Genomic DNA, 26,170 nt, shown 5'->3' on the forward strand with positions numbered 1-26,170 from the left:
ATCAGGATGCCGGCTGATCTCACATCGACATCGCATTGAGGCACAAGGCGGAGCGCCAACCTCCAGCGTCATTCCGCGGCGACGCCCGCCAGCGCGGCGAGACCGGAATGACCAAGGAGAGCGCGGAAGCGCCTTGGGCAAGCGCGATCGTTCGCGTCGTCGGATGCGTAGCTCCGTCAAAGTAGAACTGCGTCAAGCCCGCCCATGACGAAAGGTGAGAGCAGAGCAACATACTCACAGGGATGTCGCAGGCGCGGGCGGGCCGACACGAGTAGCATCCTCGGGGACCTCACACCTCAATCATCAGGCGTTTCCACGGAAACGCCTCATGATCTTTCTTCTTTATTTGAGCAAGATCTTTTCGGGAAACCGGTTTCCACTTTTCCGGATCATGCTCTAACCCTGCTCCAACCTCCGCATCACCTCATCGAGCTGCTCGAGGCTGCGATAGGTGATCTGCACCGTGCCGCCGGGATCGCGGTGGCTGATCGACACCGTGAGACCGAGTGCATCACCGACGCGCTTCTCCAACGCCAGCGTGTCGGCATCCTTCTTCTCCGGCGCTGCGCCGCCGCCGGAGCTGCGCGGCTTCTGCGGCTTGCGCTCGGGCACACCCTCGTCATGCGCGAGTGCCTCGGTCTGACGAACGTTCAACCCTTCGGCGATGATCTTCTTCGCGGCGGTCAGCGGATCCGGCAAGTTGATCAGCGCGCGCGCATGGCCGGCCGAAATCTCGCCGGTGGCAATGAAGCCCTGCACCTCGGCCGGCAGCTTGGTCAGCCGCATCATGTTGGCGACGTGGCTGCGGCTCTTGCCGACAATCTTGGCAATCTCTTCCTGGTTGCGTTTGAACTCGTTGGCGAGCGCGTGATAGCCCTGCGCCTCCTCCATCGGGTTCAGATCCTCGCGCTGCACATTCTCGATGATCGCGAGCTCCAGCGCATCGCTGTCGCTGACATCGACGGGAACGATCGGCACCTCGTGCAGACCCGCGGCCTGCGACGCCCGCCAGCGCCGTTCGCCGGCGATGATCTCGTAGCGATCCTGCTGGCCCTTGATCGGACGCACCACGATCGGCTGGATCACGCCATGCTGCTTGATCGAGGCCGAGAGCTCGGCGAGCTCGCTGTCGGAAAACGTCTTGCGCGGATTGCGCGGGTTCGGCTTGAGAAACTCGATCGGCACCTTGCGCTGATTGCGCGGCCGTTCCGGCGGCGCGCCCGCCTCGCGGCCGACGTCACCGATCAAACTTGCAAGACCCCGGCCCAACCGCGATCGCGACTCGTCCGCCATCGCCTTCTCCTTTGGATTCACGTCAAGCTCCGCTCGCGTCCTGCTGCCGAGCTACGCGTCGGCACAATAAAAAGGGATCGCGAACCCCGCGACCGGGATCCGCCGTCATCCTCGAATAGAGCCCGGATGACGCAAGGTCACCCGGAGCAAAGGCATTGATCAGTTGGCGCGCAGATCGCGCTCGCGCTGGATGACCTCGGTCGCGAGCTTCAGATAGGCTTCGCTGCCGACGCATTTGAGGTCATAGACCAGCACCGGCTTGCCATAGGACGGCGCTTCCGAGATGCGGACGTTGCGCGGGATCATCGTGTTGTAGACCTTCGATCCCATGAACTGACGCACATCGGCGACGACCTGATTGGACAGGTTGTTGCGCGAGTCGAACATGGTCAGCACGATGCCGTGGATCGACAGGTTCGGATTCAAGGTCGAGCGCACCTGCTCCACGGTCTGCAGCAATTGCGACAGACCTTCGAGCGCGAAGAACTCACATTGCAGCGGCACCAGGATCGCGTCCGACGCCGCCATGGCGTTGACGGTCAGCAGGTTCAGCGACGGTGGACAGTCGACCAGCACATAGGTGTAGTCGTTCTCCGGCGAGACATTGTTGTTCAGGCCGGCGATCGCATCGCGCAGACGGAACGCGCGGTTGGCGCTGTTGCCGAGCTCGAGCTCCAGACCCGACAGGTCCATCGTCGAGGACGCGATGTGCAGCCGCGGCACGGCGGTCGCCACCACGGCGTCGCGCAGCGAGGCCTCGCCGATCAGCACATCGTAAGTCGAGCAGTTGCGGCTGCCGCGGTCGATGCCGAGTCCGGTCGAGGCGTTGCCCTGCGGATCGAGATCGACGATCAGCACGCGCTCGCCGATGGCCGCCAGCGCCGTGCCGAGATTGATCGCGGTCGTGGTCTTGCCGACCCCGCCCTTCTGGTTGGCGAGCGCCAGGATGCGCGGATGCCCATCCGGGTGAGGGGCTCTATCTTCTTGATAAATTTGATCAATTACGGCCATGCGCGATCGCCATCGGTTGTCAGCGGAATTCAGTTGTGTCGCTCGATGCAATCGATTGCGACGATCCAGCCCTGCCCGCCCGTCCGGCTGGAGTAAAGTTTCGGCTCAATTTTCCAATACTTAGTAGATTCGGTCAATTCCGCTTCTACATCTTGACCCTTGAGAAACAGCGCTTTCGCGCCTCTTTTCACCAAGGGCTCCGCAAAGCCGATGAGTTGATGTAGCGGAGCCAGGGCGCGTGCGGTCACGCAATCGACTCCCCCGCTCCACTTCTCCACGATATCCCCGATTTCTGACAAATGCACGATCCCCGGAGCGCCGGTGACGCGAATGGCTTCGCGAAGAAAGGCCGCCTTCTTGGCGATGCGCTCCACCAGGTGGACCTGCGCGCCCGGCCGCTCGGCCAGGGCGCAAGCAAGGACCACACCGGGAAAGCCGCCGCCGCTGCCGAGATCGACCCAGATCTTTGCGTCGGGCACGAGATCCAGCAGCTGCAGCGAATCCGAAATGTGCCGAGTCCACAAATGCGGCAGAGTCGAAGGCGCGACCAGATTCGTCTTGGCCTGCCATTCCAGCAGCAACGCAACATAGCGATCAAGGCGCTGTTCCGTTTCACGTGAAACGGGTGTCAGCGCGAGGGCTGCCGCCTTGTCCGCCGCGATCAATTTGGACGCCACCACCGCCGATGTCTGTTTCACGTGAAACGCCTTCAGACCATAGCTTTGCTGCGCCGGGCTTCACGGCGGAGATAGGCTGCCAGGATTCCGAGCGCTGCCGGCGTCATGCCGTCGATCCGTCCCGCCTGCCCGATCGTCCACGGCCTGGCGGCGGTCAACTTCGCACGGGCTTCGTTCGAGAGACCCGGCACGAGCGCGTAGTCGATGTCGCCCAGCACCAGACCCTCATCGCGTCGGAACGCGTCGACGTCCTCGCTCTGCCGACGAACATAGACATCGTATTTCGCATCGATCTCGAGATGGACGGCAATGGCTGGTTCGATCGTGCCGAGCTCGGGCCAGATGCCTCGCACCTCGGAGAAACCGATCTCCGGATAAGCCATCAGCTCGAAGGCCGAGCGGCGCTGGCCGTCCCGGTTGAGCGTGAGTCCGTACTTGGCGGCCTCGTTCGGCGTGATGGTCACAGACCTTGCCAGCGACCGCGCCGCTTCGAGCGCATCCATCTTCGTCCGGTGGAAATGCGCGCGATCCGCCCCGACACAACCGAGCGCAATGCCCTTGTCGGTCAAGCGCTGGTCGGCATTGTCGGCGCGCAGGGTGAGACGATACTCCGCCCGCGAGGTGAACATCCGGTACGGCTCGGTGATCCCGCGGGTCACGAGGTCGTCGATCATGACACCGACGTAGCCGTCGGCGCGATCGAAGACGATCGGCTCCCCGCCTCCCGCGGTAAGAGCCGCATTGAGCCCGGCCACCAGACCCTGCGCCGCAGCCTCTTCGTATCCGGTGGTGCCGTTGATCTGGCCGGCCAGAAACAGACCTCGCATCCGCTTGGTCTGAAGCGTCGGCTCGAGTTCGCGCGGATCGACATGATCATATTCGATCGCATAGCCCGGCCGGATCATCCGGACGCGCTCGAGCCCCGGAATAGTCGGAAGCAGCGCGAGTTGAACCTCTTCCGGCAGTGACGTCGAAATGCCGTTCGGATAGACGGTCGTGTCGTCGAGCCCCTCGGGCTCCAGAAAAATCTGATGACCATCGCGATCACCGAAGCGAACGATCTTGTCCTCGACCGAGGGACAATAACGTGGGCCGGTCGACTTGATCTGGCCGGAATACATCGGCGAGCGATGTACATTGGCGCGGATCACGTCATGGGTCGCGGTCGTTGTCCGGGTAATGCCACATTGGATCTGTGGCGTCGTGATAGTCTGGGTCAGGACGGAGAACGGCTCCGGCGGATCGTCTCCCGGCTGCATCTCCACAGCCGACCAATCGATCGTCGTCCCATCGAGCCGCGGCGGCGTTCCGGTCTTGAGCCGGCCGAGACGAAATCCAATCGCTTCGAGCGATTGCGACAAACCCAGCGCTGGCGCTTCGCCGACGCGACCGGCGGGCCAAGTCTTCTCGCCGAGATGGATGAGCCCGCGGAGGAAGGTGCCGGTGGTGATAACGATGGCACCGCAGGCCAAGGGCCGGCCATCAGCCAGCCTGAGTCCAGTGATCTGTCCATCCGCAACCATCAGCTGATCCGCCTCACCTTCAACCACGGTCAGGTTCGCCGTCTCGCGGATCGCGGCCTGCATCGCCGCGGCATAAAGCTTACGATCGGCCTGGGCGCGGGGGCCCCGGACGGCAGGACCCTTCCGGCGATTCAGGACGCGAAACTGGATACCGCCCGCGTCAGCGACCCGGCCCATCAATCCATCCAGCGCATCGACTTCCCGAACCAGGTGACCTTTGCCAAGTCCACCGATCGCCGGATTGCAGGACATGGCGCCGATGGTCGCGAAATGATGCGTGACCAGCGCGGTGCGGGCGCCCATGCGCGCCGAAGCCGCGGCCGCCTCGCAGCCCGCATGGCCGCCGCCAATGACGATGACGTCGTAGGATGTCAGGTGATCGCTCATGGCCGACTATCTAACGCTCAAGGACGATGCTCGGAAGACGTTTCACGTGAAACATTGCGCACAGGTGTTTCACGTGAAACATCGAGGCCGCGCTGACGCCGTTTCACGTGAAACGTCCCGCTGAAGTGCTCTGCGGACGTCGGCCGAGTTCGCGTTGATCAGTTCTCTGGTTCCGCTGTGTTTCACGTGAAACAATTGACGCCCGGTTAACCAAAGAACGATTGGTTAAGTATATCTGCTCTCCGCTACTTCCCGATACAGAACTCGCGAAAGATCACGTCGAGCAGATCCTCAACATCCACCCGTCCCAAAAGACGTCCGAGCGCAAGCGCGGCGATGCGCAGCTCCTCAGCTGCGAGCTCCTCGCCCAAGTCGACGACCGCGATGCTCCGGCGAAGCGCTGCAGCGGTCTCGCTCAGCAACGTCCGCTGCCGCTCTCGCGTGATCAGGCCGTGCTCCGTCGAGCCGAAATAGTCCCGCGCGAAACCGACCAGAGCTTCCAGCAGATCTGACATCCCTGCTCCGCTTCGCGCCGAGATCGCGAACACGGGACTCTCGGGGCTGACAGAGATCGCTCCGCTCTGCTCCGTGATCATTAGATCGATCTTGTTACGGACGAACCAGATCGGACCATCAGTCTGGCGCTCCAGCTCTGCCTGGTCATCTTCGGTCAGCCAGAGCACGAGATCGGCTTGAGCCGCACGGTCCCTGGCACGCCGGACCCCCTCCTGCTCCACTGGATCATCAGTCTGCCGGATGCCCGCGGTATCAATCACGGTCACCGGATAGCCGTCGAGGTCGAGCGCGACCTCGATCAGGTCACGCGTCGTGCCCGCATGCGGGGACACGATCGCGACCTCGCGCCGCGCCAGTTGATTCATCAGCGTCGACTTGCCGGCATTCGGCGGTCCGGCGATGACCACAGTCAGCCCGTCGCGCAGCCGCTCTGCCCGGCCCTGTGCCGCCAAGACCTCCTCGATCTCTGCCAGGAGTTGCCTGATCCACGCGAGCGCCGGAGCGATCAGCTCCGCCGGTACGTCTCCCTCATCGGCAAAGTCGATGCCGGCTTCGATCAGTGCCGCCGCCTGGATGATCTGGTCGCGCCAACTCCGGGCTTTGTCCCCGAGCAGTCCCTTGAGCTGTCGGAGCGCCTGGCGCCGCTGCCGGTCGGTGTCGGCATGAATGAGATCATCAAGGCCTTCGGCCTCGGTCAGATCGATCTTGCCGTTCTCGAAAGCACGCCGGGTGAATTCACCGCGATCGGCGGCGCGCATCTGCGGCATCGCTGACAGCAGGGAGACCAGCGTGGTGATGACGGCGCGACTGCCATGGACATGTAGCTCGGCGACATCCTCACCGGTCGCGCTGGCCGGTCCCGGAAACCACAGCACCACCGCATCGTCGATCGGATCGCCACGATCGTCGCGAAGCAAAGCGCGGGTCGCCAGACGTGGCGGCGGCAGCTTGCCTGTCAGCGTCTGAAGCGCCGGGCCGGCACCAACTCCCGACAGCCTGACGATAGCGATCGCGCTCGGCGGGCGTCCGGAGGACAGCGCAAAAATGGTCTGATCATGAGGATGCATAATCCTCAGTTGGGCTCACCGGATCCGAAAGACAATCGGTTTGCGCTGGCATGCTTTACGCTGGATGGCGAACGCCCCGTCACGAGTAGCCCTCGGCTCGAGAACTGCGCGCCGGCGTCGCGAATCGTGAGACTGCGATAAGGGCCTTAGGGCTCGAGATCTTACCAGGGGGCGCGCAAGCTCCGACTCGATCTCAGAGGGATCATGCGCCGAATGGAGACGGAGAGCTGATCGTCATGCAGGCTGATCCGGATGTCTCATTCGTTGTCACGACAGACCTGCATACTCGGACCGAGTCCGGCATGAGCGGCAAAGGCAGCACGGTCACCCGTGGCGCCACAAAACAAGCCAAAACAAAAAGGGCGCTCCGAAGAGCGCCCTTGCCGGATCCGGAGATCGGTCCGTCGATCAGGTGTTCATCGACTCGAAGAACTCCGCATTGCTCTTGGTGCTGCGCAGCTTGTCGAGCAGGAAGTCGATCGCGTCCATGGTGCCCATCGGATTGAGGATGCGGCGGAGCACGTACATCTTCTTGAGGTTCTGCGGCTCGGTGATGAGCTCTTCTTTGCGGGTGCCAGAGCGCGCGATGTCGATCGCCGGGAAGGTCCGCTTGTCCGCGACCTTGCGGTCGAGGATGAGCTCGGAGTTGCCGGTACCCTTGAACTCTTCGAAGATGACCTCGTCCATGCGGCTGCCGGTATCGACCAGCGCGGTCGCGATAATGGTCAAGGAGCCGCCCTCCTCGATGTTGCGGGCCGCACCGAAGAAGCGCTTCGGCCGCTGCAGCGCATTGGCGTCGACACCGCCGGTCAGCACCTTGCCCGAGGACGGCACGACGGTGTTGTAGGCGCGGCCGAGGCGGGTGATCGAGTCCAGCAGGATGACCACGTCGCGGCCATGCTCGACCAGGCGCTTGGCCTTTTCGATCACCATCTCCGCGACCTGAACGTGACGCGCAGCCGGTTCGTCGAAGGTCGACGACACGACCTCGCCCTTGACCGAGCGCTGCATGTCCGTGACTTCCTCCGGACGCTCGTCGATCAGGAGCACGATGAGGTAGCACTCGGGATGATTGGCCGTGATCGAGTGCGCGATGTTCTGCATCAGCACGGTCTTGCCGGTCCGCGGCGGGGCGACGATCAAAGCGCGCTGACCCTTGCCGATCGGCGCGACGATGTCGATGACGCGCGGCGACAGATCCTTGCGGGTCGGATCCTCAAGCTCGAGCCGGAAGCGCTCGTCCGGGAAGAGCGGCGTGAGATTGTCGAAATTGACCTTGTGCTTGGACTTCTCGGGATCCTCGAAGTTCAGCGTATTGACCTTCAGCAGCGCGAAATAGCGCTCGCCCTCCTTCGGGCTGCGGATATGGCCTTCGATCGTATCACCGGTGCGCAGGCCAAAGCGGCGGATCTGCGACGGCGATACATAGATGTCATCCGGGCCTGGAAGGTAGTTGGCGTCCGGCGAGCGCAGGAAGCCGAAGCCGTCGGAGAGAACCTCGACGACGCCTTCACCGATGATGTCCGTTTCCTGAATCGCAAGCTGTTTGAGAATGGCAAACATCAACTCCTGCTTGCGCATCGTGCTGGCGTTCTCGACCCCGTTTTCCTCCGCGAAGGAGACGAGCTCGGCCGGCGTCTTTGACTTGAGGTCCTGTAGTTTGATTTCCCGCATTGGGGTGGTCCTGTGGAAGCGACTTGGGAGGGATGCGAGGTGGCTGTGGGAAGGCGGACGAAATGAGGTCCGCAGGTCTGAGCAGGCCGGCGCGATCAGCGCCAGACCTGATGCGGCGGCCGGTCGAGCCGGGACGCAACCACATCCGCCTGCGTGGGGTGGGATTTGAATAATATAGAAAATCGCGCCGTCGTTCGCAAGCCGCTCGGTAACCGAGCGGTCCACGCCGGGGAGCGTCAGAACGGCTTGACGATGACGAGAATCACGATCCCGATCATGAGGATTGTCGGTACCTCGTTGATATAGCGATAGAATTTATGAGTATGGGTGTTTCGATCGGCGGCAAAGTCCTTGACCCAACGGGTGAACAGACCGTGGACGCCGGACAGGATCAGAACGAGCAGGAATTTGCCATGGAACCAGCCGCTGGCATACCAATGTCCAGCCCACACCATGTAGAGACCGGCCAGCCAAGTCACCATCATCGCTGGATTGATGATCGCCTTCAGCAGCCGGCGTTCCATGATCTTGAACGTCTCGGACTGCTTCGAGCCGATCTCCGTGTCGCAGTGATACACGAACAAGCGGGGCAGATAGAGCATGCCGGCCATCCAGGCGATGACAGCAATGACATGCAGCGCCTTGATCCACTCGTACATCTGGTGACGCGATCCTCTGCCGGCTGTCCCAATCTTTGGGAGGCGAGACATATCCGCTCGCTCGATCGCTTCCAAACTAAATATTATTAGAATCTTAAGGTTTGAGTCTAAGTAGCGGTGGATTGGACTCATGCAATCCTGTCAGCCAATTTCCCGCAGCTTGTTCACATCCTTCAACAGCACCGGGAGGCAGAGCCTTGCGCGCTGGAGTCCCATGAGACTCAAAAGCTTGCCGATAATCACGAACAGCTTATCCAGAGACAAGCGCGGCCCTTCCCGATATCATCGAACCCAGCCACTTGCTGTATCCCGGCTTGCGACCGTGTGAACAACGACGGGAGTTATACAGAGGGGTCCGCCAAGGGCCGCTTTTTCACCCCATCCTTCACAGTGATTCACAGATCGTTAAGGATTTGATGCCCACCACCGGAAATTACTTTCACCTCCATCTGGTTTCCGACTCGACGGGCGAAACTCTGATCACGGTCGCGCGAGCCGTGGCCGCGCAGTACGCCAATGTGACGCCGGTCGAGCACGTCTACCCGCTGGTCCGCAGCCAGAAGCAGCTCGACCGGGTCCTCGACGAGATCGAGGAGGCGCCGGGCATCGTGCTGTTCACGCTCCTGGAGAAGGATCTGGTCAGCCGGTTGGAAGCCAAGTGCCAGCAGATCAACATCCCAAGCCTGTCGATCATCGGGCCGGTGATGCAGCTGTTCGAGGCCTATCTGGGTGCCTCGACCGCAGGGCGCGTCGGTGCGCAGCACGTGTTGAACGCCGAATATTTTGCCCGGATCGACGCGCTCAACTACACGATGCTTCACGACGACGGTCAGATGGTCGACGGCCTGGAGGACGCGGATGTTGTCCTGGTCGGTGTGAGCCGCACCTCGAAGACGCCGACCTCGATCTATCTCGCCAACCGCGGTGTGCGAACGGCGAACGTTCCCTTGGTGCCGGGGATCCCGATCCCGCATCAGCTCGAGACGTTGAAGAAGCCCCTGGTGGTCAGTCTGCACGCCACCCCGGAGCGCCTGATCCAGGTGCGGCAAAATCGTCTGCTGAGCATGGGTGCGGAATCCGGCAACGAGACCTATGTCGACAAGCAGTCGGTGACCGATGAGGTCGCCTATGCGCGCAAGCTCAGTGCGAGATTCAACTGGGTCATGCTCGACGTGACGCGACGCTCGATCGAAGAGACCGCCGCGGCCATCCTCAAACTCTATACCGACCGGCAGCGGCAGCGCCTGCCGGAATGAGCTGATAACGATGACCTTATGGTGTGGTGACGAACGCCTCGTTCTGGCTTCGCAAAGCCGCGCGCGGCGCATGCTGCTTGAAAACGCCGGTCTGGCCTGCGAGGCAGTGCCCGCCGATATCGACGAGCGCGCCCTGCAGTCCGAGGCCGGGCTGGTGGCGCCCTACGAGATCGCGTTGCATCTCGCGCAGGCCAAGGCCCGCGCCGTCTCGGCGGCGAAGCCGAACTGCTATGTCGTTGGCGCGGACCAGACGCTTGCGCTCGGTGAGCGCATGTTCAACAAGCCGGCCGGCCGGCAGCAAGCCATGCAGCAACTGCTCGCATTGGCGGGACGTACGCATGCCCTGCATTCCGCGATTGCGGTGGTTCGCAACGGAGAGGTGCTGTTCTCCCATGTCGCGGTCGCCTGGATGACGATGCGGAGCCTGACTGAGAGCGACGTGGCCACCTATCTCGACACGGCCGGTCAGGCAGTGCTGTCGAGCGTCGGCGCCTATCAGCTCGAAGGGCTTGGCGTGCATCTGTTCGACCGCATCGATGGTGACCACTTCACCATTCTCGGCCTGCCGTTGTTGCCGCTGCTCGCCTATTTCCGCGAAGCGCGGCTGCTCAGGTTTTGACGCGGGACGAGATCACCGACAGGAGCCGACGCGAATGAGGGTGCTGGGGCTGACCGGCTCGATGGGGATGGGCAAATCGACCACGGCCAGGCTGTTCGCAGAAGCCGGCGTGCCCGTCTATGATGCCGATGCCACGGTTCACAAGGTGTATGAAGGCGAAGCTGCGCCAGCGATCGAGGCTGCCTTTCCCGGCACCACGGTCGGCGGCAAGGTCGACCGCAGCAAGCTGTCGGCCAAGGTCGTCGGCGATCCCGAGGCGATCCGGCGGCTTGAAGCGATCGTGCATCCGATGCTGCGCTCCTATCATCAGGATTTTCTCGACAAGGCCGCCCAGTCCGGTGTGCCGGTCGCGGTCGTGGATGTCCCGCTGCTGTTCGAGACCGGCGGCGACAAGCGGGTCGACGCCGTGGTGGTGGTCTCCACCTCGCCGGAGATTCAGCGCCAGCGCATCCTCGCGCGCGGGACGATGACGGAAGAAGCGCTCGATGCGCTGTTGGCGCGGCAGATGCCTGATGCGGAGAAGCGCGCGCGGGCCGATTTCGTCGTGGATACGTCCAATGGTCTCGATCCGGTGCGGGCCCGAATCCGCGACATCCTTGCCGAGGTCGTTAAGATGCCGCAGCGGCGCGCGTGATTCGCCACGCGCTTTGCAGCGACGGACACAGCCATGCGTGAGATCGTACTCGACACTGAAACCACCGGACTCGACGCGCTGCGCGGCGACCGTCTGGTCGAGATCGGCTGTGTCGAGATCATCAACCGCATGCCGACCGGCCAAGTCTTCCATCGCTATATCAATCCCGAGCGCGACATGCCGGCCGAGGCATTCGCAGTCCACGGCCTGTCGAGCGAGTTCCTGGCAGACAAGCCGCTGTTTCACGAGATCGTTGAGGAGTTCCTGGAGTTCATCGGCGATGCGCCGCTGGTGATCCACAACGCGTCGTTCGATATCGGCTTCATCAACGCCGAGCTCGACCGGGTCAAGCGTGCGGCAATCCCGCGGGAACGCCTGGTCGATACGCTGCTGCTCGCCCGGCGCAAGCATCCGGGCGTGTCTAACCGGCTCGACGATCTGTGTTCGCGTTATGCGATCGATAATTCCCGGCGCACCAAGCACGGCGCGCTGCTCGACGCGGAACTGCTGGCCGAGGTCTATGTCGATCTGGTTGGGGCCCGGCAGTCGCAGCTGATCCTGACGCAGGACACGCAGGAGATCCGGGTCGGCGCCGCCGGCGACACGCCGCGGCGGCAGCGCGAGACCCCATTGGCTGCGCGCGTGACGGATGCGGAGCGCGAGGCGCACCGCGCCTTCATCGCCACCCTGGGCGACAAGCCCATCTGGATGGAATTTCTCGCCGGAACGTGACCCGGGCCGTCCGGCTGCGGATCACGTCCGTCAATCATCGCAAATAATACTCTAACGGATCAGCTCGGACGGATCTGTGCGCCCTGGGCAGCCGCCTGACGTTCCATGTTCTGCCGGTAGAGGCTGACGAAATCGACCGGGTCCAGCATCAAGGGCGGGAAGCCGCCGTCACGGACCGAATTCGCAACGATCTCGCGGGCGAACGGGAACAGCAGCCGCGGGCATTCGATCAGCAGCATCGGTGAGAGATGTTCCTGGGGAACATTGACCAGCCGGAACACGCCGCCATAAACCAGCTCGAAGCTGAACATGACCTGGGTGCCGCTCTCGGCCTTGCCCTCGATCGTGAGCGTCACCTCGAATTCGGTGTCCGCGAGGGCGTTGGCGCCGACATTGATCTGGATGTTGATCTGCGGCGGTTGACCCTGCGGTGCCAGGGATTGCGGCGCATTGGGGTTCTCGAAGGACAGATCCTTGATGTATTGCGCCAGCACGTTGAGTTGGGGAGGAGGGGCCGCCTCAGGGTTGGCGCCGTTACCGTTGGTCATCGCAGTGTTCTCCTGGCACAAAGGGCGGGTCGTTGCGGCGCGTGGCTACCATAGGGCCGGCTTGTTCCACAAGGACGAGGCTTAGAGGCTGTTTCGGCCGCCGACCATCGCTGGTCCAACCCGATATGCCTCCATTTGTCGCACAAGGTACCAGGCTGCAACGGGGCGTCGGCGATGGCGGGAAACCTCGGCCGGGACCATCCTGATCCGATTTCCCCTTGGCCTGGAAACGGGTTAGGATCGCCGTGCCACAATGTGCCATTGGCCCGGCTCATTTCGATGACTACATCGGGGTGGATGGACCGATTCATTGGTCTTTACCCGATTCTCGGTAAACGGGTGTCCGATGGCCAGACCCCCGCGTCCGGCCCGACAGGTCAGTCAGAAAGCGAACACGACGTGGATATTTATACCATCATCTTCCTGGCATTGGCGGTCTTTATCTTCGTGCGCCTGCGGGCCGTGCTCGGTCAGCGCACCGGCAGCGAGCGCACGCCGTTCGACCGGGCCGCCCGGAATGCGGTGCAGGGAGCTCCGGACAATCATGTGATGCCAGTCCCGGGCGCGCCGCTTGATCCAGCGGTTGCAACCGCTGGTGCAGAGCCGGGCGTGCCGAGCGATCGCTGGCGCGGCGTGGCGGAGCCGGGCACGCCGCTGGCGCGCGGCCTCGATGCCGTCGTCGCCAATGATCCCTCGTTCGACCCGCGCCATTTCCTCACCGGCGCGCGCAGCGCCTATGAGATGATCGTGCTGGCTTTTGCCAATGGCGACCGTCGCGCGCTGCGCGACCTGTTGTCGTCGGAGGTCTATGACAGCTTCGACGCCGTCATCAAGGATCGCGAGAAGCACGAGCAGAAGACCGAGACCCGGTTCGTATCGATCGACACGGCAGAGCTGGTCAGCGCTGACCTCCGGGACCGGACGGCACAGCTGACGGTTCGCTTCGTGTCACAGATGATCTCGGTGACGCGCGACAAGATGGGCAACATCGTCGACGGCAATCCGGACAAGGTCGCCGACATCACCGACATCTGGACCTTCGCGCGCGACACCGGTTCGCGCGATCCGAACTGGAAGCTGGTCGGCACCGGCAGCCACTGACGCTGACATCGAACAGCCGATCGTATTCCATGATCGGCGGTATAAGAGGTCGATCAAGGTCGCGGTCGTGAAGGGAGGCACATCGAGGGCGGCACCGGTTTTTTGATCCTGTTTTTTCCGAGCTTCGCGTTGAGTGGTACTTAGACGGTGCAGACATGGTTCGCGAAATTTGGAAGCGGGGTTTTTCCGCCCATCGTCTCAACTCCTGGACCGCGGCGCTCGCTTTGGCCGTCGTCGCCGTGGTGCTCGCGCCCTATGCGGCAGAGGCGGTGCGCGCGCGTCATCGCTCCGCTCCGCCGATGCGTCACCTGCCCTACCCTCAGCTCGATTGGCCGCTCGAGATCACCAACAGCCAGTATCTGCCATTGGCATGGAGCGATGTTCCCGGCTGGACCGACGACGATCAGCTCGCGGCATACCGGACATTTCGCGCCAGCTGCAAGCCGATCACGGCCAAGCCCGACGGTACGCCCGAAGACAAGGCGCTTGGCGACTCGTTGCGTGATCCCTGCCGGGAGGCGCGGGCGTCCGATCTGGCCGACAATGCCGCAGCGCGCGCCTTCTTCGAACGGCATTTCGAACCGCTGAAGATCTCGAAGCTCGGCGACGCCGACGGCTTTGTCACCGGCTACTACGAGCCCGTGATCGAAGGCTCGCGCACCCAGAACGAGGTTTACAACGTTCCGGTCTATCGCCGTCCCTCCAACCTGTTCGTCCGCGGCTTCAAGCAGGACGCGACCAGCCTGCCCAACAAGGGCCCGGTCTATCGCAAGATCGGACGGCGCAAGCTGGTCCCTTATTATGACCGTGCCGAGATCGAGGACGGCGCCATCGAAGGCCGCGGTCTCGAAATCGCGTGGCTCAGGAACCAGACGGATCTGCTGTTTGCACAGATCCAGGGTTCGGCCCGGATCAGTCTCGACGATGGCTCGACCGTGCGCATCAACTACGATGCCTATAATGGTCACCCCTATACGCCGGTCGGCCGCATCCTGATCGAGCGCGGCATCATCCCGCGCGAGCAGATGTCGATGCAGCGCATCCGCGAGTGGATGGAGCAGAACCCCGAAGGCGCCAACGAGCTGCGCCGGATGAACCGCTCCTACATCTTCTTCCGCGAGGTACAGCTGTCGGAGAAGGACGAGGCGGTCGGCGCGCAGGGCATTCCGCTGACGCCGGGCCGCTCGATCGCCGTCGACAAGTCGCTGCATGTCTACGGCACGCCGTTCTTCATCACCGGTGAGCTGCCGATCGACTCCGAGAAATCAAAGACAGCGTTTCATCGCCTGATGATCGCGCAGGACACGGGATCGGCGATCGTCGGCCCGGCTCGCGCCGATCTCTATTTCGGCGCCGGTCAGGACGCCGGCAAAGTGTCGGGCCGGCTCAAGCACAATATCCAGTTTGTGATGCTGGTGCCGCGCAGCCTCGACCCGGTGGCGCGCGGCCGCAAGATGCCGCTGCCGGATGCGCGGCCCTCGGAGAAGATCGCAAAACTGTTTCCCCAGGTGCTGCCGAAGGACGCGCCGAAGGAGACGGCCAAGGATCAGACAAAGGACCAGTCGAAAGATCAGGTGAAGGGGCCGGATCAGCCCAATCCCGCCGCCTCTACCGTCAAGGATGCCAAGGCCCCTGCCCCGGCTGCCAGCGCAAGCCCGCCGACCACAGTGGCGCAGAACGTGACGGCCCCGCAGCCGGTGCCCTTACCCGAGGCCAGGCCGCGGCTTGAAAGTGATCGCAATATCCGCCGATTGCGTTATGGCAGACGCCACCGCAACCGCCGATGATCCGTCGCCTCCATGTCGCATGATCCCGAGCCGCCCCGTGGCCGCCGCAGGCGCGGTCTCACCGAGGACGAGCGCACGCTGTGGGAAACGGTCGCGCGACAGGTCAAGCCGCTGCGCAAGATCCAGCGCCCGGTTCGCCCGCACCCGCCGATGGTGACGGCTGAGCCGCAGCCGGACAAGCCGACCATGACGCAGCGGCAGGTCGTACCGGCCGCCGCGCCCAAGCCGGTCAGGCCGGCGATCCCGCCACTGGTCTCGCTCGGCCGCAAGGAGCGCTCGAAACTGTCGCGCGGCCGTAGCGAGATCGATGCACGGCTCGACCTGCACGGCATGACCCAGAGCCGGGCGCATCAGGCGCTGCACCACTTCCTGCACCGCGCCCAGCATGACGGCCTTACGTTCGTGCTGATCATCACCGGCAAGGGCACGATCGGGGCGGATCCCGAACGCGGCGTCCTCAGGCGCCAGGTGCCGCATTGGCTCAGCCTGCCGGAATTCCGCTCGCTGATCGTCGGCTTCGAGGAAGCCCATGTCGGTGATGGCGGCGCGGGCGCGCTCTATGTGCGCATCCGGCGGCCGCGCGGCTGACGGTCAGAACGGCCGTATGATGCCGAGACGCGGGATGACCGTGACGATCCAGCCCAGGATCGTGGTCTTGCGATCGTCGCCATCGACGAGGACCGCCGGCTTGGCCGGCAGCGTCTTCACCGCATGCAGCATCAGCACCATGCAGACCACCCAGCTCGAGATCCAGCGCGAATAGTCGAACACCATCGCGAACATCACGAGATAAGCGAGGCTGATCACGCCGAGCGAAGCGATGACGATCTGGCGATGACGCTGCTCGTGCAGTGCGCCGATCAGGCTCTTGAAGCTCGACCATAACGGCAGATGCAGCCAGAGCAGCAGCGCATAGACGGGCACGCCGAGCAAGTTCGACGGCAGCCGCGCCCATGTGTCCTGCACTTCCTTCGCGAGCGGCTGGTACCAGACATAGGCGAATTGCAGCAGCTCCGTGCGCGACGGATCGGCCATGCGGGATCGCAAATAGGTCACGAAGTCCGCTTCCGGGAGCGGCATCGTGCCGAGGAATTGCGCGCCGAGAAAGAGCGCGCCGAGGCCAGCCAACACACCGGCGCCGGTCGCGATATCGAGCGTCGTGATCGTGCGGGGGAGATAATAGCGCAGCACCACGATCGCTGTGATGGTCGGAACATACATCAGCAGATGGATGTGGTGGATCAGCACCAGTACCGCCGAGAGGAAGGCCGCAAGCAGCACGAAGAGCAGCGAGCCCGCCGGAACCAGCAGCAGGATGATCGCGCCGAGACAGCCATAGACATCGAAATGGCCGAGCGTGAACAGGAAGTTCTTGAACACGAAGGGCGAGCCGGCGGTGAAGACGAACAGCGGCAACGTCGTGCGGTCCAGGCCAAAGGTGCGGCGGAAGAGCTGCACGAACAGAGCGAAAGTGATCAGCCAGACGGTGCCCCCCAGCGCAAACACCAGCCACACCGGCACCTTCGTCGTGAACAGCCCGACGATCGCGCCGATCAGCGCGCGCTTGATGAAACCGTGGTGATAGTCGACCAGCAGATGGATATAGGGGATGTAGGGCGGCAGCGTGAGCTTGTGCAGGACCACGCCGAGCATCACGGCGGCGTTGACGGCGAGCATCGCCCGCCAGTGTTTGCTGAACGCGATCATGCAGCGTCCGAGCGATGGCAGATGGAGAAGAGGTCGTCGCCACGCGCAAAACCATTGTCCCGGCCTTGAGCCGGGACCCGTAACCACCGCTGTCTGTGCCGAGGCAGGTCTGGAGCCGCCATCTCGAATGATAAATCAGCTTTCGTGGTTATGGGTCCCCGCGTTCGCGGGGACGACGGCGGAGTTTGAGGCTGCGCCGGGGCGGACGAGCGAAGCGGCTCCAAGCGCAACAACCTCTTACAAAATGAACCGGCTCAAATCCGCGTTCTTGGCGAGATCGCCGATATGCTGCTGCACATAGGCGGCATCGACGCGCATGGTCTCGCCTGATCGGTCCGAGGCGGTGAAGGAGATCTCGTCGAGCACGCGCTCCATCACCGTCTGCAGCCGGCGCGCGCCGATATTCTCGACCGTGGAATTCACCGCGACCGCGATGTCGGCGAGCGCATCGATCGCGTCATCGGTGATGTCGAGCGTGACGCCCTCGGTCTTCATCAGCGCCACATATTGCTTGATCAGCGACGCCTCCGGCTCGGTGAGAATGCGACGCATGTCGTCGCGCGTCAGCGCCTGCAGCTCGACGCGGATCGGCAATCGGCCTTGCAGCTCCGGCAACAGGTCGGACGGTTTTGCGATGTGGAACGCGCCCGACGCGATGAACAGGATGTGGTCGGTCTTGACCGCGCCATGCTTGGTCGAAACCGTGGTGCCCTCGATCAGCGGCAGCAGATCGCGCTGCACGCCCTCGCGCGACACATCGCCGCCGTGGCGGTTCTCCCGCACGCAGATCTTGTCGATCTCGTCGAGGAACACGATGCCGTTGTTCTCGACCACGCTGATGGCCTCCTGCACCAGCTGGTCATTGTCGAGCAGCTTGTCTGACTCCTCGGCGATCAGGATGTCGTGCGATGACTCGACCGTCACGCGCCGCGTCTTGGTCCGGCCGCCGAGCTTGCCGAAAATGTCGCCGATCGAGATCGCGCCCATCTGTGCGCCCGGCATGCCCGGGATCTCGAACATCGGAAAGCCGCCGCCGGAGGACTGCGTCTCGATCTCGATTTCCTTGTCGTTGAGCTCGCCGGCGCGCAGCTTGCGGCGGAACGAGTCGCGGGTCGCCGCACTTGAATTGGCGCCGACCAGGGCGTCGAGCACGCGCTCTTCGGCCGCGAGCTGGGCCCGCGCGGCAACGTCCTTGCGCTTGCGCTCGCGGACTTGGACGATCGCGACCTCGACGAGGTCGCGGATGATCTGTTCGACGTCGCGGCCGACATAGCCGACCTCGGTGAACTTGGTGGCTTCGACCTTGAGGAACGGCGCGCCGGCGAGCTTGGCCAGCCGCCGCGCGATTTCGGTCTTGCCGACGCCGGTCGGGCCGATCATCAGGATGTTCTTCGGCAGCACCTCTTCGCGCAGGCCGGCGTCGAGCTGCAGCCGGCGCCAGCGGTTGCGCAAGGCGATGGAGACTGCGCGCTTGGCGTCAGCCTGGCCGACGATGTAGCGGTCGAGTTCGGAGACGATTTCGCGGGGAGAAAAGTCGGTCATGGGCTCTAGCTAGGCTCGGATTGACGGGGTGGCAAGTCGCCGGGCTCGCGGGACATCAGAAGCGCTGGGCCATCCGGTGTTTCGACCAGGCGCTCGCGCCGAAATCCGGCCTTTTCATAGGCGCGGATGGCACGTGCATTGGCCGGCGACGGGTCGGTGACGATACGCGGGATGGCGTGTTGAAACACCAGGTCGCAGAAAGCCCGGATGGCGCGCGGACCGTGACCCCGCCCAATGCGTTCCTGTCCGGCGATGAACAGGTCGATCCCGCGGGTCTCTGCGGGCTGGGGACCGAAGCCCTCGTTCCATTGCGTCAGCGCGTAGCACTGCAGATAGCCGGCCGCGTCATCATCCATCAGCAGGATGTACTGATCCATGGCCGGCTCGTCACGATCACCATCGATCAAGCCATATTGCTCGTCCGGATCACCCCACCATTGACGAATATGGGGCTGATGCAGCCAGTTGCGGATCGCGGGCAGGTCGCCATCGGTCATCCGACGGAAGCGAATGGTCATGGCCGCCCCTGTCCTCACAACAGCGGCGGTCCGGCCTGCCACTGCCGGATCGCCTCGGTCGGGTAAATCAGCATCAAGATATTGAGAGTCAGGTTGTCACGGATGTGCAGGCCCACCCCGATCTCGAACGCGATCGCAATCAGCACGGTCAGCCAGATCGGCAGCACCCGCGCGAGCAGAAAACCGGTGATCATCGCCAGCGTATCGCCGATGGAGTTCACGACGCTGTCGCCGAAATAATCCAGCGAGATGGTGGCGGCGCGATAGCGCTCGATGATGAAGCTCGAGTTCTCGACCAGCTCCCAGGCGCCCTCGATCAGCATCGCGATGATCAGCCGCCCCTGCCAGGGCAGAAGCGGAACGACCAGCGCGGTCAGCGCATAGAACAGGAAGCCGTGGATGATGTGGGAGAACGTGTACCAGTCGGTGAGATGCTGGGAGTTCTCCGAGCTCTGCACCACGCCGTGCCACAGCTTCACGGTGCCGCAGGCGCAGATCGGCAGCCGGCCCATCGCGAACAGGATCGCGGCCTGCAGCACCAGCAGCGCCAGCACCAGTACGAGCCAGGGTCCGGACGATCGTCGGGACGCCATGCCGATCCCGTCCGCGCTCATGGTCTACTCGGCCGCCAGCGCTTCGATGGTGATGTTGCGGTTGGTGTAGACGCAGATATCGGCGGCAATGTCGAGCGAGCGGCGCACGATGGTCTCGGCGTCCTTGTCGGTGTCGATCAGGGCCCGCGCCGCCGCCAGCGCATAATTGCCGCCCGAGCCGATCGCCATCACGCCGGCCTCCGGTTCCAGCACGTCGCCGGTCCCGGTCAGGACCAGCGAGACCTCCTTGTCGGCCACGATCATCATCGCTTCCAGCCGGCGCAGATAGCGGTCGGTGCGCCAGTCCTTGGCGAGCTCGACGGCCGCCCGGGTCAGCTGCCCCGGATATTGCTCGAGCTTGCTCTCCAGCCGCTCGAACAGGGTAAACGCGTCGGCGGTGGCCCCGGCGAAGCCGCCGATCACATCGCCCTTGCCGAGCTTGCGCACCTTGCGGGCATTCGACTTGATGACGGTCTGGCCGATCGAGACCTGGCCGTCGCCGCCGATGACCACCCTGCCCCCTTTGCGGACGGTCAGGATCGTGGTGCCGTGCCAGACGGCGGGCTCGTGCGAGGTTGCGTGCATGGAAAGTCCCTGGTTGGTGCCCTCATTTAGGCGCTCGGGCTGGGGGACACAATTACCGCGCCCCTGCCCTGCCCGGTCAGGCCTTGAAATCCGCTCACCATGGCCCGAGATCAGGCGAGGTGCCGTCATCCCGCAGTAGCTAAGGTGTCATCCGCCTGATAAAAGGGCCGCGTTTTCAAGGGAAAGCTGACCCCATGCGTAGCGCGACCATCAAGCGCAAGACCAAAGAGACCGACATCGAGGTGGCCGTCAATCTCGACGGCACCGGCGTGGTGAACATCGCGACCGGTATCGGCTTCTTCGATCACATGCTGGATCTCCTGGCCCGGCATTCCCGCATCGACATGACCGTCAAGGCGGTCGGCGACCTCCATATCGATTTCCACCACACCACCGAGGATGTCGGCATCGCGCTCGGCCAGGCGGTGCGCCAGGCGCTCGGCGACATGGCCGGCATCACCCGCTATGCCTCGATCCACATGCCGATGGACGAGACCCTGACCCGCGTCGTGATCGACGTCTCGGGCCGGCCGATGCTGGTGTTCCGCACGACCTTCCCGCGCGACAAGATCGGCGAGTTCGACACCGAACTCGTGCGCGAATGGTTCAACGCCTTCGCCATGAACGCCGGCATCACCTTGCATGTCGAGACGCTGTACGGCGACAACGCCCATCATATCGCCGAATCCTGCTTCAAAGGTCTGGCGCGGGCGTTGCGGTCAGCACTTGCGATCGATCCGCGTAACCAAGGCGAAGTGCCATCCACCAAGGGTCAGCTCGGCGGCTGATCTCTTCCCTCGAGGGATATTCGACATGCCCGTCTATACGGTTCACGCTCCCCTCGCCGCCGGGGCCGATCTGCGTTCGACGGATCGCTTCGTCTTCATCCGTGACGGATTCCATCTCTGGGCCGCGGTGCTCGGAGCCGTCTGGCTGGCTTGGCATCGGTTGTGGCTGGCGGTCATCGGCTATGCAGCCCTGATGATCGTGATCGACCTGATCCTGGCGCGGATCGGCGTCGCATCCGGTGCGATCGCCGCGATCGATCTGTTGATGGCGATCCTGCTCGGGCTCGAGGCTTCGAGCCTGAAGCGCTGGAGCTATTCGCGCGGCAATTGGCGCCAGCTCGACGTCGTCGTCGCCGACGATCTCGATGCCGCCGAGCGGCGCTTCTTCGAGCGCTGGGCGGCGCGCCGGAGCACCATCGGCTACGACAACCACACCGTCGATCGCGGCGCTCCGCCGCCGACGCGTGACGATGGACAGCGGCCGCCGCCGCCGCTGCCGCATGCCAGTATCATTGGCTTGTTCCCCGAACCCGGAGGTGGACGATGAGTGTTGCCATCATCGATTACGGCTCCGGCAATCTGCATTCCGCCGCGAAAGCGTTCGAGCGCGCCGCGCGCAGCATGGAGGATCCGCAGAAGGTCGTGGTGACCCGCGATCCCGACACGGTGTATCGCGCCGACCGCATCGTGCTGCCGGGCGTCGGCGCCTTCGCCGATTGCCGCCGTGGGCTCGATGCCGTCGACGGCATGCTGGAGGCGATGACCGAGGCCGTCCGCCAAAAGGCGCGGCCGTTCTTCGGCATCTGCGTCGGCATGCAGTTGATGGCGACGCGGGGCAAGGAGCATGTCACCACCGACGGCTTCGACTGGGTCGCTGGCGATGTCGAGAAGATCGCGCCCCGCGACGAGAGCCTGAAGATCCCGCATATGGGCTGGAACACGCTCGACCTGGTGCAGGAGCATCCGGTGCTGGAGCGGCTGCCGCTCGGGCCGAAGGGCCTGCACGCCTACTTCGTGCACTCCTATCACTTGAACGCCGTCAATGAGAACGACGTGCTGGCGCGCGCCGATTATGGCGGGCCGATCACCGCGATCGTCGGCAAGGACACCGCGATCGGCACGCAATTCCATCCCGAGAAGAGCCAGCGTTTCGGTCTCGCCCTCATTTCCAACTTCCTGAAGTGGAAGCCGTGATTGCAGCGTACCTGCGCGTCCAGGAGATGGGCAGGGCGCTTGCCTGAAAGACAACTCAGATGATTCTGTTTCCCGCCATCGATCTGAAGAACGGCCAATGCGTGCGCCTGGAGCAGGGCGACATGGCGCGGGCCACCGTCTTCAACCTCGATCCCGCCGCCCAGGCCAAGAGCTTCGCCGACCAGGGCTTTGATTATCTCCACGTCGTCGATCTCGACGGCGCCTTCGCCGGCAAGCCGATGAACGCCCAAGCGGTCGAGGCGATGCTGAAGGTCGTCAAGATGCCGGTGCAGCTTGGCGGCGGCATCCGCGATCTCAAGACCGTGGAGGCCTGGCTCAACAAGGGCATCACCCGCGTCATCATCGGCACCGCTGCCGTGCGCGATCCCGAATTGGTGAAGACGGCGGCGAAAGCCTTTCCCGGCCGCGTCGCAGTCGGGCTCGACGCCCGCGACGGCAAGGTCGCGGTCGAGGGCTGGGCCGAGACCTCCGAGGTCACCGCGCTCGACATCGCCAAGCGATTCGAGGATGCCGGCGTCGCCGCGATCATCTTCACCGACATCGCTCGCGACGGTCTGCTGAAGGGGCTGAACCTCGATGCGACAATCGCGCTCGGCGACGCCGTCTCGATCCCCGTCATCGCCTCCGGCGGCCTCGCCTCGATCGAGGACGTCAAGGCGATGCTGACGCCGCGCGCCCGGAAGCTGGAAGGCGCCATCGCCGGCCGCGCGCTCTATGACGGGCGGCTCGATCCGGCCGAGGCGCTGGCGCTGATCCGCGCGGCGCGCAAGGCCGGAGCATGAAGCTCGAAGACCTCATACGAACCGGATTGTCGCGGATCGACACGATCGCGGTCCGGCGTACTGCGCTCAATCCGGCGCTCTGGCTGGTTGGATTGGTCAGCCCGCTATCCCTGATACTGGCCGCTTTTGTCACTGATCCGTCCGCCCGGACGGTGCTATTCTGTTTCGCTGGAGCTCCGCTCCTGTTCGCGATGATCGGCTATCTGATCTTGCTGTTCAGAGAACCCGATCGGCTTCAATCGAAGAGTACAGAATACAACAGCGAGCCATCAATCTTCTTCATAGGCAGGGTCGCAGCACTGAGATTGTAGAAGTGGCGAACCAGGTGCCGAGGATCGAAACTTCCAAATCTCTGCCGAAGCACGGAGAGAACGAATGAAAAACTTCCTTCTGGTTTTCGACGACGGAAGCGGTTCAGACATCGACCTCAAGAAGTATGTCGAGTCGCTCGACGTTGGTGCAGAAATCTACACCCTCGACGGCCATGTCTGCTTCGTGAAGAGCGACCTGTCAGCTTCCGAGCTATCGAGCCGGCTCTTGAAGTTCGCTGGATCGAGCCTGTTCTTCATCGCGGATATCAGCAATTCTGAATACGAGGGCCGGATGCTGGGCGTCTTCTGGGACTTCCTGAAATCGCGCACTCTCGCATCGGCAGCCGAGTAATGTTCAAGGTCCGTGTCATTCCCTGCCTCGACGTCAAGGACGGACGGGTCGTCAAGGGCGTCAACTTTGTCAATCTGCGCGATGCCGGCGATCCGGTGGAGGCCGCGATCGCCTATGACGCCGCCGGCGCCGACGAGCTCTGCTTCCTCGACATCACCGCCACCCATGAGAACCGCGGCATCATGCTCGACGTCGTCCGGCGCACGGCGGAGGCCTGCTTCATGCCGGTCACGGTTGGCGGCGGCGTGCGCACCATCGACGACATCAAGACCTTGCTGCGCTCCGGCGCCGACAAGGTCTCGATCAATTCGGCCGCCGTGGCGCGGCGCGAGTTCGTGAAGGAGGCCGCCGAGAAGTTCGGCGAGCAGTGCATTGTCGTGGCGATCGACGCCAAGTCGGTGGCGCGGCCGGGCGGCGGCAGTCGGTGGGAGATCTTCACCCATGGCGGGCGCAAATCGACCGGCATCGACGCGCTGGAATATGCCCAGGAGGTGGTTTCGCTGGGGGCCGGCGAGATCCTGCTGACCTCGATGGATCGCGACGGCACGCGGCAGGGTTTTGATATTCCGTTGACGCGGGCGGTTGCCGACAGCGTTCCGGTGCCGGTGATCGCCTCGGGCGGCGTCGGCAATCTGGACCATCTGGTCGACGGCATCCGACAGGGCCGGGCGACCGCGGTGCTGGCCGCCTCGATCTTCCATTTCGGGGAATTTACCATCCGGCAGGCCAAGGAGCACATGGTGCGCCAGGGCCTGCCGATGCGGCTCGATCCCTGACGACATTGCGCCGCAAAAATGTTACATGAACGCTGGTCCGGCCGCCTCCATGGGCGGGCAGGCGTTCCGAGTTCAGGCTGATGTCCCGCTTCACGCTTCACGATCTGGCCGCCATCATCGACGCCCGCGCCGCGGCGGGCGGCGAGGCGTCTTATACGCGCAAGCTGCTCGACAAGGGCCCGGCGCAATGCGCCAAGAAGATGGGCGAGGAGGCGGTGGAGACGGTGATTGCCGCTGTTGGCACCGACCGTGAGCACCTGATCTCCGAAAGCGCCGATCTGCTGTTTCATCTGTTGGTGCTGTTGAAATCGCGCGACGTCCGCCTCGAAGAGGTCGAGGCGGCGCTCGGCAAGCGCACCGGCATGTCGGGGCTAGAAGAAAAGGCGTCGCGCAAGACGGAGTAGGGCGCGACGGCGGGGGAAACGAAGGGCAGCATCATGGATATGCGCACCACCGAACAACAATATAATCCGTACCGCGTCTTCACCCGCCAGCAATGGGCCGAGTTGCGCAACGACACGCCGATGACGCTCGAACCCGGCGAGTTCTCCAAGTTGCGCTCGATGCACGACCGCCTCGATCTCAAGGAGGTCGAGGACATCTACCTGCCGCTGTCGCGGCTGTTGTCGATGTATGTCGATGCTGCACAGCGGCTGTACTACGCGCAGCGTCAGTTTCTCGGCATCCGCGACCGCAAGATGCCCTACATCATCGGCGTCGCCGGCTCGGTGTCGGTCGGCAAGTCCACCACCGCGCGCGTGCTGCAGGCGCTGCTGGCGCGCTGGTCGCCACGGCCCAAGGTCGATCTCATCACCACCGACGGCTTCCTGTATCCGAATGCGGTGCTGGAGCGGCAGGGCTTGATGCAGAAGAAGGGCTTCCCCGAGAGCTACGACCTGCCGCGGCTGCTCGCCTTCCTATCCGACATCAAGGCCGGCCGCCATACAGTGCGCGCGCCGGTCTACTCGCATCTCACCTACGACATCGTTCCCAATCAGTGGGTCGAGATCGACCAGCCCGACATCCTGATCGTCGAAGGCGTCAACGTGCTGCAGACCGGGCCGTTGCCGCGCGACGGCAAGGCGGTGCCGGTGGTCTCCGACTTCTTCGACTTCTCCGTCTACATCGATGCCGACGAGGCGGTGTTGCGCAAATGGTATGTGAAGCGCTTCCTGTCGTTGCGCGACACCGCGTTCCACGATCCCCGGTCCTACTTCAATCGCTACGCGCTGCTGTCGGACGAGGAAGCCATCGCCACCGCGATCGCGATCTGGGAACGCACCAACCTCGCTAATCTCGAAGACAACATCCTGCCGACACGGCCGCGCGCAACCCTGATCCTGAAGAAGGGCGCCGATCACGAGGTCGAGACGGTGGCGCTGCGGCGGCTGTGAGCTGCGAAGTGCTAAGCGGACTCAAGCGTGAATCGGAGTTCGTGCCCGGCTTGCGCAGTTCTTACCTCTCCCCGCTCTTTGCAGGTGACCTTGCCCCTTGGGCATAATCCAGTTTGAAGTTCG

At 63.5% G+C, this 26,170-nt stretch carries 29 protein-coding genes; 16 read left to right on the forward strand and 13 right to left on the reverse strand.

From position 1 onward, the window contains the following. Window positions 1-396 precede the first annotated feature (396 nt). The 7 genes from HL671_RS33835 to hemJ form a co-directional block, all read right to left on the reverse strand. A complete protein-coding gene (locus tag HL671_RS33835) occupies window positions 397-1,293 on the reverse strand; it encodes a ParB/RepB/Spo0J family partition protein (RefSeq protein WP_172242672.1) in 897 nt (298 codons plus the stop codon). A gap of 159 nt (window positions 1,294-1,452) precedes the next feature. Next, the gene (locus HL671_RS33840; protein WP_011942685.1) at window positions 1,453-2,304 is read right to left on the reverse strand and encodes a ParA family protein; all 852 of its coding nucleotides are present in this window, start codon (window positions 2,302-2,304) and stop codon (window positions 1,453-1,455) included. A gap of 29 nt (window positions 2,305-2,333) precedes the next feature. Continuing rightward, window positions 2,334-3,002 carry a 16S rRNA (guanine(527)-N(7))-methyltransferase RsmG gene (gene rsmG / locus HL671_RS33845; protein ID WP_172242633.1) on the reverse strand — a complete coding sequence of 223 codons (669 nt, stop codon included), beginning with the start codon at window positions 3,000-3,002 and terminating at the stop codon, window positions 2,334-2,336. An 11-nt stretch (window positions 3,003-3,013) separates the two neighbouring features. Further along, window positions 3,014-4,891 (reverse strand): tRNA uridine-5-carboxymethylaminomethyl(34) synthesis enzyme MnmG, encoded by a 1,878-nt coding sequence (gene mnmG, locus HL671_RS33850; protein ID WP_172242636.1) that lies wholly within the window; start codon window positions 4,889-4,891, stop codon window positions 3,014-3,016. A gap of 245 nt (window positions 4,892-5,136) precedes the next feature. Then, a complete protein-coding gene (gene mnmE / locus HL671_RS33855; RefSeq protein ID WP_172242639.1) occupies window positions 5,137-6,474 on the reverse strand; it encodes a tRNA uridine-5-carboxymethylaminomethyl(34) synthesis GTPase MnmE in 1,338 nt (445 codons plus the stop codon). Between the two features lie 408 nt (window positions 6,475-6,882). After that, window positions 6,883-8,148 carry a transcription termination factor Rho gene (rho, locus tag HL671_RS33860; protein ID WP_008965552.1) on the reverse strand — a complete coding sequence of 422 codons (1,266 nt, stop codon included), beginning with the start codon at window positions 8,146-8,148 and terminating at the stop codon, window positions 6,883-6,885. Between the two features lie 236 nt (window positions 8,149-8,384). Further along, window positions 8,385-8,807 carry a protoporphyrinogen oxidase HemJ gene (hemJ, locus tag HL671_RS33865; protein ID WP_172242642.1) on the reverse strand — a complete coding sequence of 141 codons (423 nt, stop codon included), beginning with the start codon at window positions 8,805-8,807 and terminating at the stop codon, window positions 8,385-8,387. A gap of 416 nt (window positions 8,808-9,223) precedes the next feature. On the opposite strand from hemJ, the gene HL671_RS33870 reads away from it, so the two are divergent. From HL671_RS33870 to dnaQ, 4 genes are read left to right on the forward strand one after another with little or no spacing between them, the layout of a single operon-like run. Next, on the forward strand, window positions 9,224-10,063 hold the full coding sequence (locus tag HL671_RS33870) for a pyruvate, water dikinase regulatory protein (RefSeq protein WP_011942680.1): 840 nt from the start codon (window positions 9,224-9,226) through the stop codon (window positions 10,061-10,063). Between the two features lie 10 nt (window positions 10,064-10,073). Further along, window positions 10,074-10,682 (forward strand): Maf family protein, encoded by a 609-nt coding sequence (locus HL671_RS33875; RefSeq protein ID WP_041750243.1) that lies wholly within the window; start codon window positions 10,074-10,076, stop codon window positions 10,680-10,682. A 34-nt stretch (window positions 10,683-10,716) separates the two neighbouring features. Continuing rightward, the gene (gene coaE, locus HL671_RS33880) at window positions 10,717-11,316 is read left to right on the forward strand and encodes a dephospho-CoA kinase (protein WP_172242645.1); all 600 of its coding nucleotides are present in this window, start codon (window positions 10,717-10,719) and stop codon (window positions 11,314-11,316) included. Window positions 11,317-11,349: 33 nt separating this feature from the next. Then, a complete protein-coding gene (gene dnaQ, locus HL671_RS33885; RefSeq protein WP_011942677.1) occupies window positions 11,350-12,048 on the forward strand; it encodes a DNA polymerase III subunit epsilon in 699 nt (232 codons plus the stop codon). A 59-nt stretch (window positions 12,049-12,107) separates the two neighbouring features. On the opposite strand, the gene secB is transcribed toward dnaQ, so the two are convergent. Continuing rightward, entirely contained in the window at window positions 12,108-12,596 is a 489-nt protein-coding gene (gene secB, locus HL671_RS33890) for a protein-export chaperone SecB (RefSeq protein ID WP_011942676.1), read from the reverse strand. 399 nt (window positions 12,597-12,995) lie between these two features. On the opposite strand from secB, the gene HL671_RS33895 reads away from it, so the two are divergent. The 3 genes from HL671_RS33895 (at window position 12,996) to HL671_RS33905 (ending at window position 16,072) form a co-directional block, all read left to right on the forward strand. Then, window positions 12,996-13,697 carry a Tim44/TimA family putative adaptor protein gene (locus HL671_RS33895; RefSeq protein ID WP_011942675.1) on the forward strand — a complete coding sequence of 234 codons (702 nt, stop codon included), beginning with the start codon at window positions 12,996-12,998 and terminating at the stop codon, window positions 13,695-13,697. Between the two features lie 155 nt (window positions 13,698-13,852). Further along, entirely contained in the window at window positions 13,853-15,484 is a 1,632-nt protein-coding gene (mltA, locus tag HL671_RS33900; protein ID WP_172242648.1) for a murein transglycosylase A, read from the forward strand. A 12-nt stretch (window positions 15,485-15,496) separates the two neighbouring features. After that, window positions 15,497-16,072, forward strand: a complete 576-nt coding sequence (locus HL671_RS33905; protein ID WP_172242651.1) for a Smr/MutS family protein — start codon at window positions 15,497-15,499, stop codon at window positions 16,070-16,072. Window positions 16,073-16,075: 3 nt separating this feature from the next. Here HL671_RS33905 and HL671_RS33910 read toward each other — a convergent pair whose 3' ends face one another. The 5 genes from HL671_RS33910 to hslV all read right to left on the reverse strand — a co-directional run bounded on the left by HL671_RS33910 (window position 16,076) and on the right by hslV (window position 20,429). After that, window positions 16,076-17,191 (reverse strand): hypothetical protein, encoded by a 1,116-nt coding sequence (locus tag HL671_RS33910; protein ID WP_172242654.1) that lies wholly within the window; start codon window positions 17,189-17,191, stop codon window positions 16,076-16,078. A 237-nt stretch (window positions 17,192-17,428) separates the two neighbouring features. After that, window positions 17,429-18,733 (reverse strand): ATP-dependent protease ATPase subunit HslU, encoded by a 1,305-nt coding sequence (gene hslU / locus HL671_RS33915; RefSeq protein WP_011942671.1) that lies wholly within the window; start codon window positions 18,731-18,733, stop codon window positions 17,429-17,431. Window positions 18,734-18,738: 5 nt separating this feature from the next. Then, window positions 18,739-19,251, reverse strand: coding sequence for a GNAT family N-acetyltransferase (locus HL671_RS33920; RefSeq protein ID WP_172242657.1), 513 nt, complete (start codon window positions 19,249-19,251; stop codon window positions 18,739-18,741). Window positions 19,252-19,265: 14 nt separating this feature from the next. After that, window positions 19,266-19,844, reverse strand: coding sequence for a DUF2585 domain-containing protein (locus HL671_RS33925; protein ID WP_041751174.1), 579 nt, complete (start codon window positions 19,842-19,844; stop codon window positions 19,266-19,268). A 24-nt stretch (window positions 19,845-19,868) separates the two neighbouring features. Next, window positions 19,869-20,429 carry an ATP-dependent protease subunit HslV gene (gene hslV, locus HL671_RS33930; protein ID WP_172242660.1) on the reverse strand — a complete coding sequence of 187 codons (561 nt, stop codon included), beginning with the start codon at window positions 20,427-20,429 and terminating at the stop codon, window positions 19,869-19,871. A gap of 194 nt (window positions 20,430-20,623) precedes the next feature. On the opposite strand from hslV, the gene hisB reads away from it, so the two are divergent. From hisB to coaA, 9 genes are all read left to right on the forward strand, one after another. Beyond that, entirely contained in the window at window positions 20,624-21,217 is a 594-nt protein-coding gene (gene hisB, locus HL671_RS33935; protein ID WP_172242663.1) for an imidazoleglycerol-phosphate dehydratase HisB, read from the forward strand. A 25-nt stretch (window positions 21,218-21,242) separates the two neighbouring features. Then, window positions 21,243-21,764, forward strand: coding sequence for a DUF2628 domain-containing protein (locus HL671_RS33940; RefSeq protein ID WP_172242666.1), 522 nt, complete (start codon window positions 21,243-21,245; stop codon window positions 21,762-21,764). Further along, window positions 21,761-22,411, forward strand: coding sequence for an imidazole glycerol phosphate synthase subunit HisH (hisH, locus tag HL671_RS33945; RefSeq protein ID WP_011942665.1), 651 nt, complete (start codon window positions 21,761-21,763; stop codon window positions 22,409-22,411). The genes HL671_RS33940 and hisH overlap by 4 nt, the downstream gene beginning before the upstream one ends. 59 nt (window positions 22,412-22,470) lie before the next feature. Further along, complete coding sequence (gene hisA, locus HL671_RS33950; protein ID WP_011942664.1) at window positions 22,471-23,214, forward strand: 1-(5-phosphoribosyl)-5-[(5-phosphoribosylamino)methylideneamino]imidazole-4-carboxamide isomerase; 744 nt, start codon at window positions 22,471-22,473, stop codon at window positions 23,212-23,214. After that, window positions 23,211-23,525, forward strand: a complete 315-nt coding sequence (locus HL671_RS33955; protein WP_011942663.1) for a hypothetical protein — start codon at window positions 23,211-23,213, stop codon at window positions 23,523-23,525. The genes hisA and HL671_RS33955 overlap by 4 nt, the downstream gene beginning before the upstream one ends. 64 nt (window positions 23,526-23,589) lie before the next feature. Next, window positions 23,590-23,877, forward strand: a complete 288-nt coding sequence (locus tag HL671_RS33960) for a hypothetical protein (RefSeq protein WP_011942662.1) — start codon at window positions 23,590-23,592, stop codon at window positions 23,875-23,877. Further along, a complete protein-coding gene (gene hisF / locus HL671_RS33965; protein WP_011942661.1) occupies window positions 23,877-24,653 on the forward strand; it encodes an imidazole glycerol phosphate synthase subunit HisF in 777 nt (258 codons plus the stop codon). The genes HL671_RS33960 and hisF overlap by 1 nt, the downstream gene beginning before the upstream one ends. 80 nt (window positions 24,654-24,733) lie before the next feature. Continuing rightward, a complete protein-coding gene (locus tag HL671_RS33970) occupies window positions 24,734-25,057 on the forward strand; it encodes a phosphoribosyl-ATP diphosphatase (RefSeq protein WP_011942660.1) in 324 nt (107 codons plus the stop codon). Between the two features lie 33 nt (window positions 25,058-25,090). After that, complete coding sequence (coaA, locus tag HL671_RS33975) at window positions 25,091-26,047, forward strand: type I pantothenate kinase (RefSeq protein ID WP_011942659.1); 957 nt, start codon at window positions 25,091-25,093, stop codon at window positions 26,045-26,047. Window positions 26,048-26,170: the final 123 nt, after the last annotated feature.

Source organism: Bradyrhizobium denitrificans (genome assembly GCF_013179005.1).
Classification (GTDB): Bacteria; Pseudomonadota; Alphaproteobacteria; order Rhizobiales; family Xanthobacteraceae; genus Bradyrhizobium; species Bradyrhizobium denitrificans.

Bases quoted from the DNA above. Each gene is read 5' to 3' on its own strand.
- HL671_RS33960 (WP_011942662.1), top strand. From the start codon at position 23,590: ATGAAAAACTTCCTTCTGGTTTTCGACGACGGAAGCGGTTCAGACATC.
- dnaQ (WP_011942677.1), top strand. From the start codon at position 11,350: ATGCGTGAGATCGTACTCGACACTGAAACCACCGGACTCGACGCGCTG.
- mnmG (WP_172242636.1), bottom strand. From the start codon at position 4,891: ATGAGCGATCACCTGACATCCTACGACGTCATCGTCATTGGCGGCGGC.
- HL671_RS33905 (WP_172242651.1), top strand. From the start codon at position 15,497: ATGTCGCATGATCCCGAGCCGCCCCGTGGCCGCCGCAGGCGCGGTCTC.
- secB (WP_011942676.1), bottom strand. From the start codon at position 12,596: ATGACCAACGGTAACGGCGCCAACCCTGAGGCGGCCCCTCCTCCCCAA.
- hslU (WP_011942671.1), bottom strand. From the start codon at position 18,733: ATGACCGACTTTTCTCCCCGCGAAATCGTCTCCGAACTCGACCGCTAC.
- HL671_RS33870 (WP_011942680.1), top strand. From the start codon at position 9,224: ATGCCCACCACCGGAAATTACTTTCACCTCCATCTGGTTTCCGACTCG.
- hisH (WP_011942665.1), top strand. From the start codon at position 21,761: ATGAGTGTTGCCATCATCGATTACGGCTCCGGCAATCTGCATTCCGCC.
- coaE (WP_172242645.1), top strand. From the start codon at position 10,717: ATGAGGGTGCTGGGGCTGACCGGCTCGATGGGGATGGGCAAATCGACC.
- HL671_RS33955 (WP_011942663.1), top strand. From the start codon at position 23,211: ATGAAGCTCGAAGACCTCATACGAACCGGATTGTCGCGGATCGACACG.
- hisB (WP_172242663.1), top strand. From the start codon at position 20,624: ATGCGTAGCGCGACCATCAAGCGCAAGACCAAAGAGACCGACATCGAG.
- hisF (WP_011942661.1), top strand. From the start codon at position 23,877: ATGTTCAAGGTCCGTGTCATTCCCTGCCTCGACGTCAAGGACGGACGG.
- hslV (WP_172242660.1), bottom strand. From the start codon at position 20,429: ATGCACGCAACCTCGCACGAGCCCGCCGTCTGGCACGGCACCACGATC.
- HL671_RS33970 (WP_011942660.1), top strand. From the start codon at position 24,734: ATGTCCCGCTTCACGCTTCACGATCTGGCCGCCATCATCGACGCCCGC.
- mltA (WP_172242648.1), top strand. From the start codon at position 13,853: ATGGTTCGCGAAATTTGGAAGCGGGGTTTTTCCGCCCATCGTCTCAAC.
- rho (WP_008965552.1), bottom strand. From the start codon at position 8,148: ATGCGGGAAATCAAACTACAGGACCTCAAGTCAAAGACGCCGGCCGAG.
- mnmE (WP_172242639.1), bottom strand. From the start codon at position 6,474: ATGCATCCTCATGATCAGACCATTTTTGCGCTGTCCTCCGGACGCCCG.
- hisA (WP_011942664.1), top strand. From the start codon at position 22,471: ATGATTCTGTTTCCCGCCATCGATCTGAAGAACGGCCAATGCGTGCGC.
- HL671_RS33925 (WP_041751174.1), bottom strand. From the start codon at position 19,844: ATGGCGTCCCGACGATCGTCCGGACCCTGGCTCGTACTGGTGCTGGCG.
- HL671_RS33840 (WP_011942685.1), bottom strand. From the start codon at position 2,304: ATGGCCGTAATTGATCAAATTTATCAAGAAGATAGAGCCCCTCACCCG.
- coaA (WP_011942659.1), top strand. From the start codon at position 25,091: ATGGATATGCGCACCACCGAACAACAATATAATCCGTACCGCGTCTTC.
- HL671_RS33910 (WP_172242654.1), bottom strand. From the start codon at position 17,191: ATGATCGCGTTCAGCAAACACTGGCGGGCGATGCTCGCCGTCAACGCC.
- HL671_RS33875 (WP_041750243.1), top strand. From the start codon at position 10,074: ATGACCTTATGGTGTGGTGACGAACGCCTCGTTCTGGCTTCGCAAAGC.
- hemJ (WP_172242642.1), bottom strand. From the start codon at position 8,807: ATGTACGAGTGGATCAAGGCGCTGCATGTCATTGCTGTCATCGCCTGG.
- HL671_RS33940 (WP_172242666.1), top strand. From the start codon at position 21,243: ATGCCCGTCTATACGGTTCACGCTCCCCTCGCCGCCGGGGCCGATCTG.
- HL671_RS33835 (WP_172242672.1), bottom strand. From the start codon at position 1,293: ATGGCGGACGAGTCGCGATCGCGGTTGGGCCGGGGTCTTGCAAGTTTG.
- HL671_RS33920 (WP_172242657.1), bottom strand. From the start codon at position 19,251: ATGACCATTCGCTTCCGTCGGATGACCGATGGCGACCTGCCCGCGATC.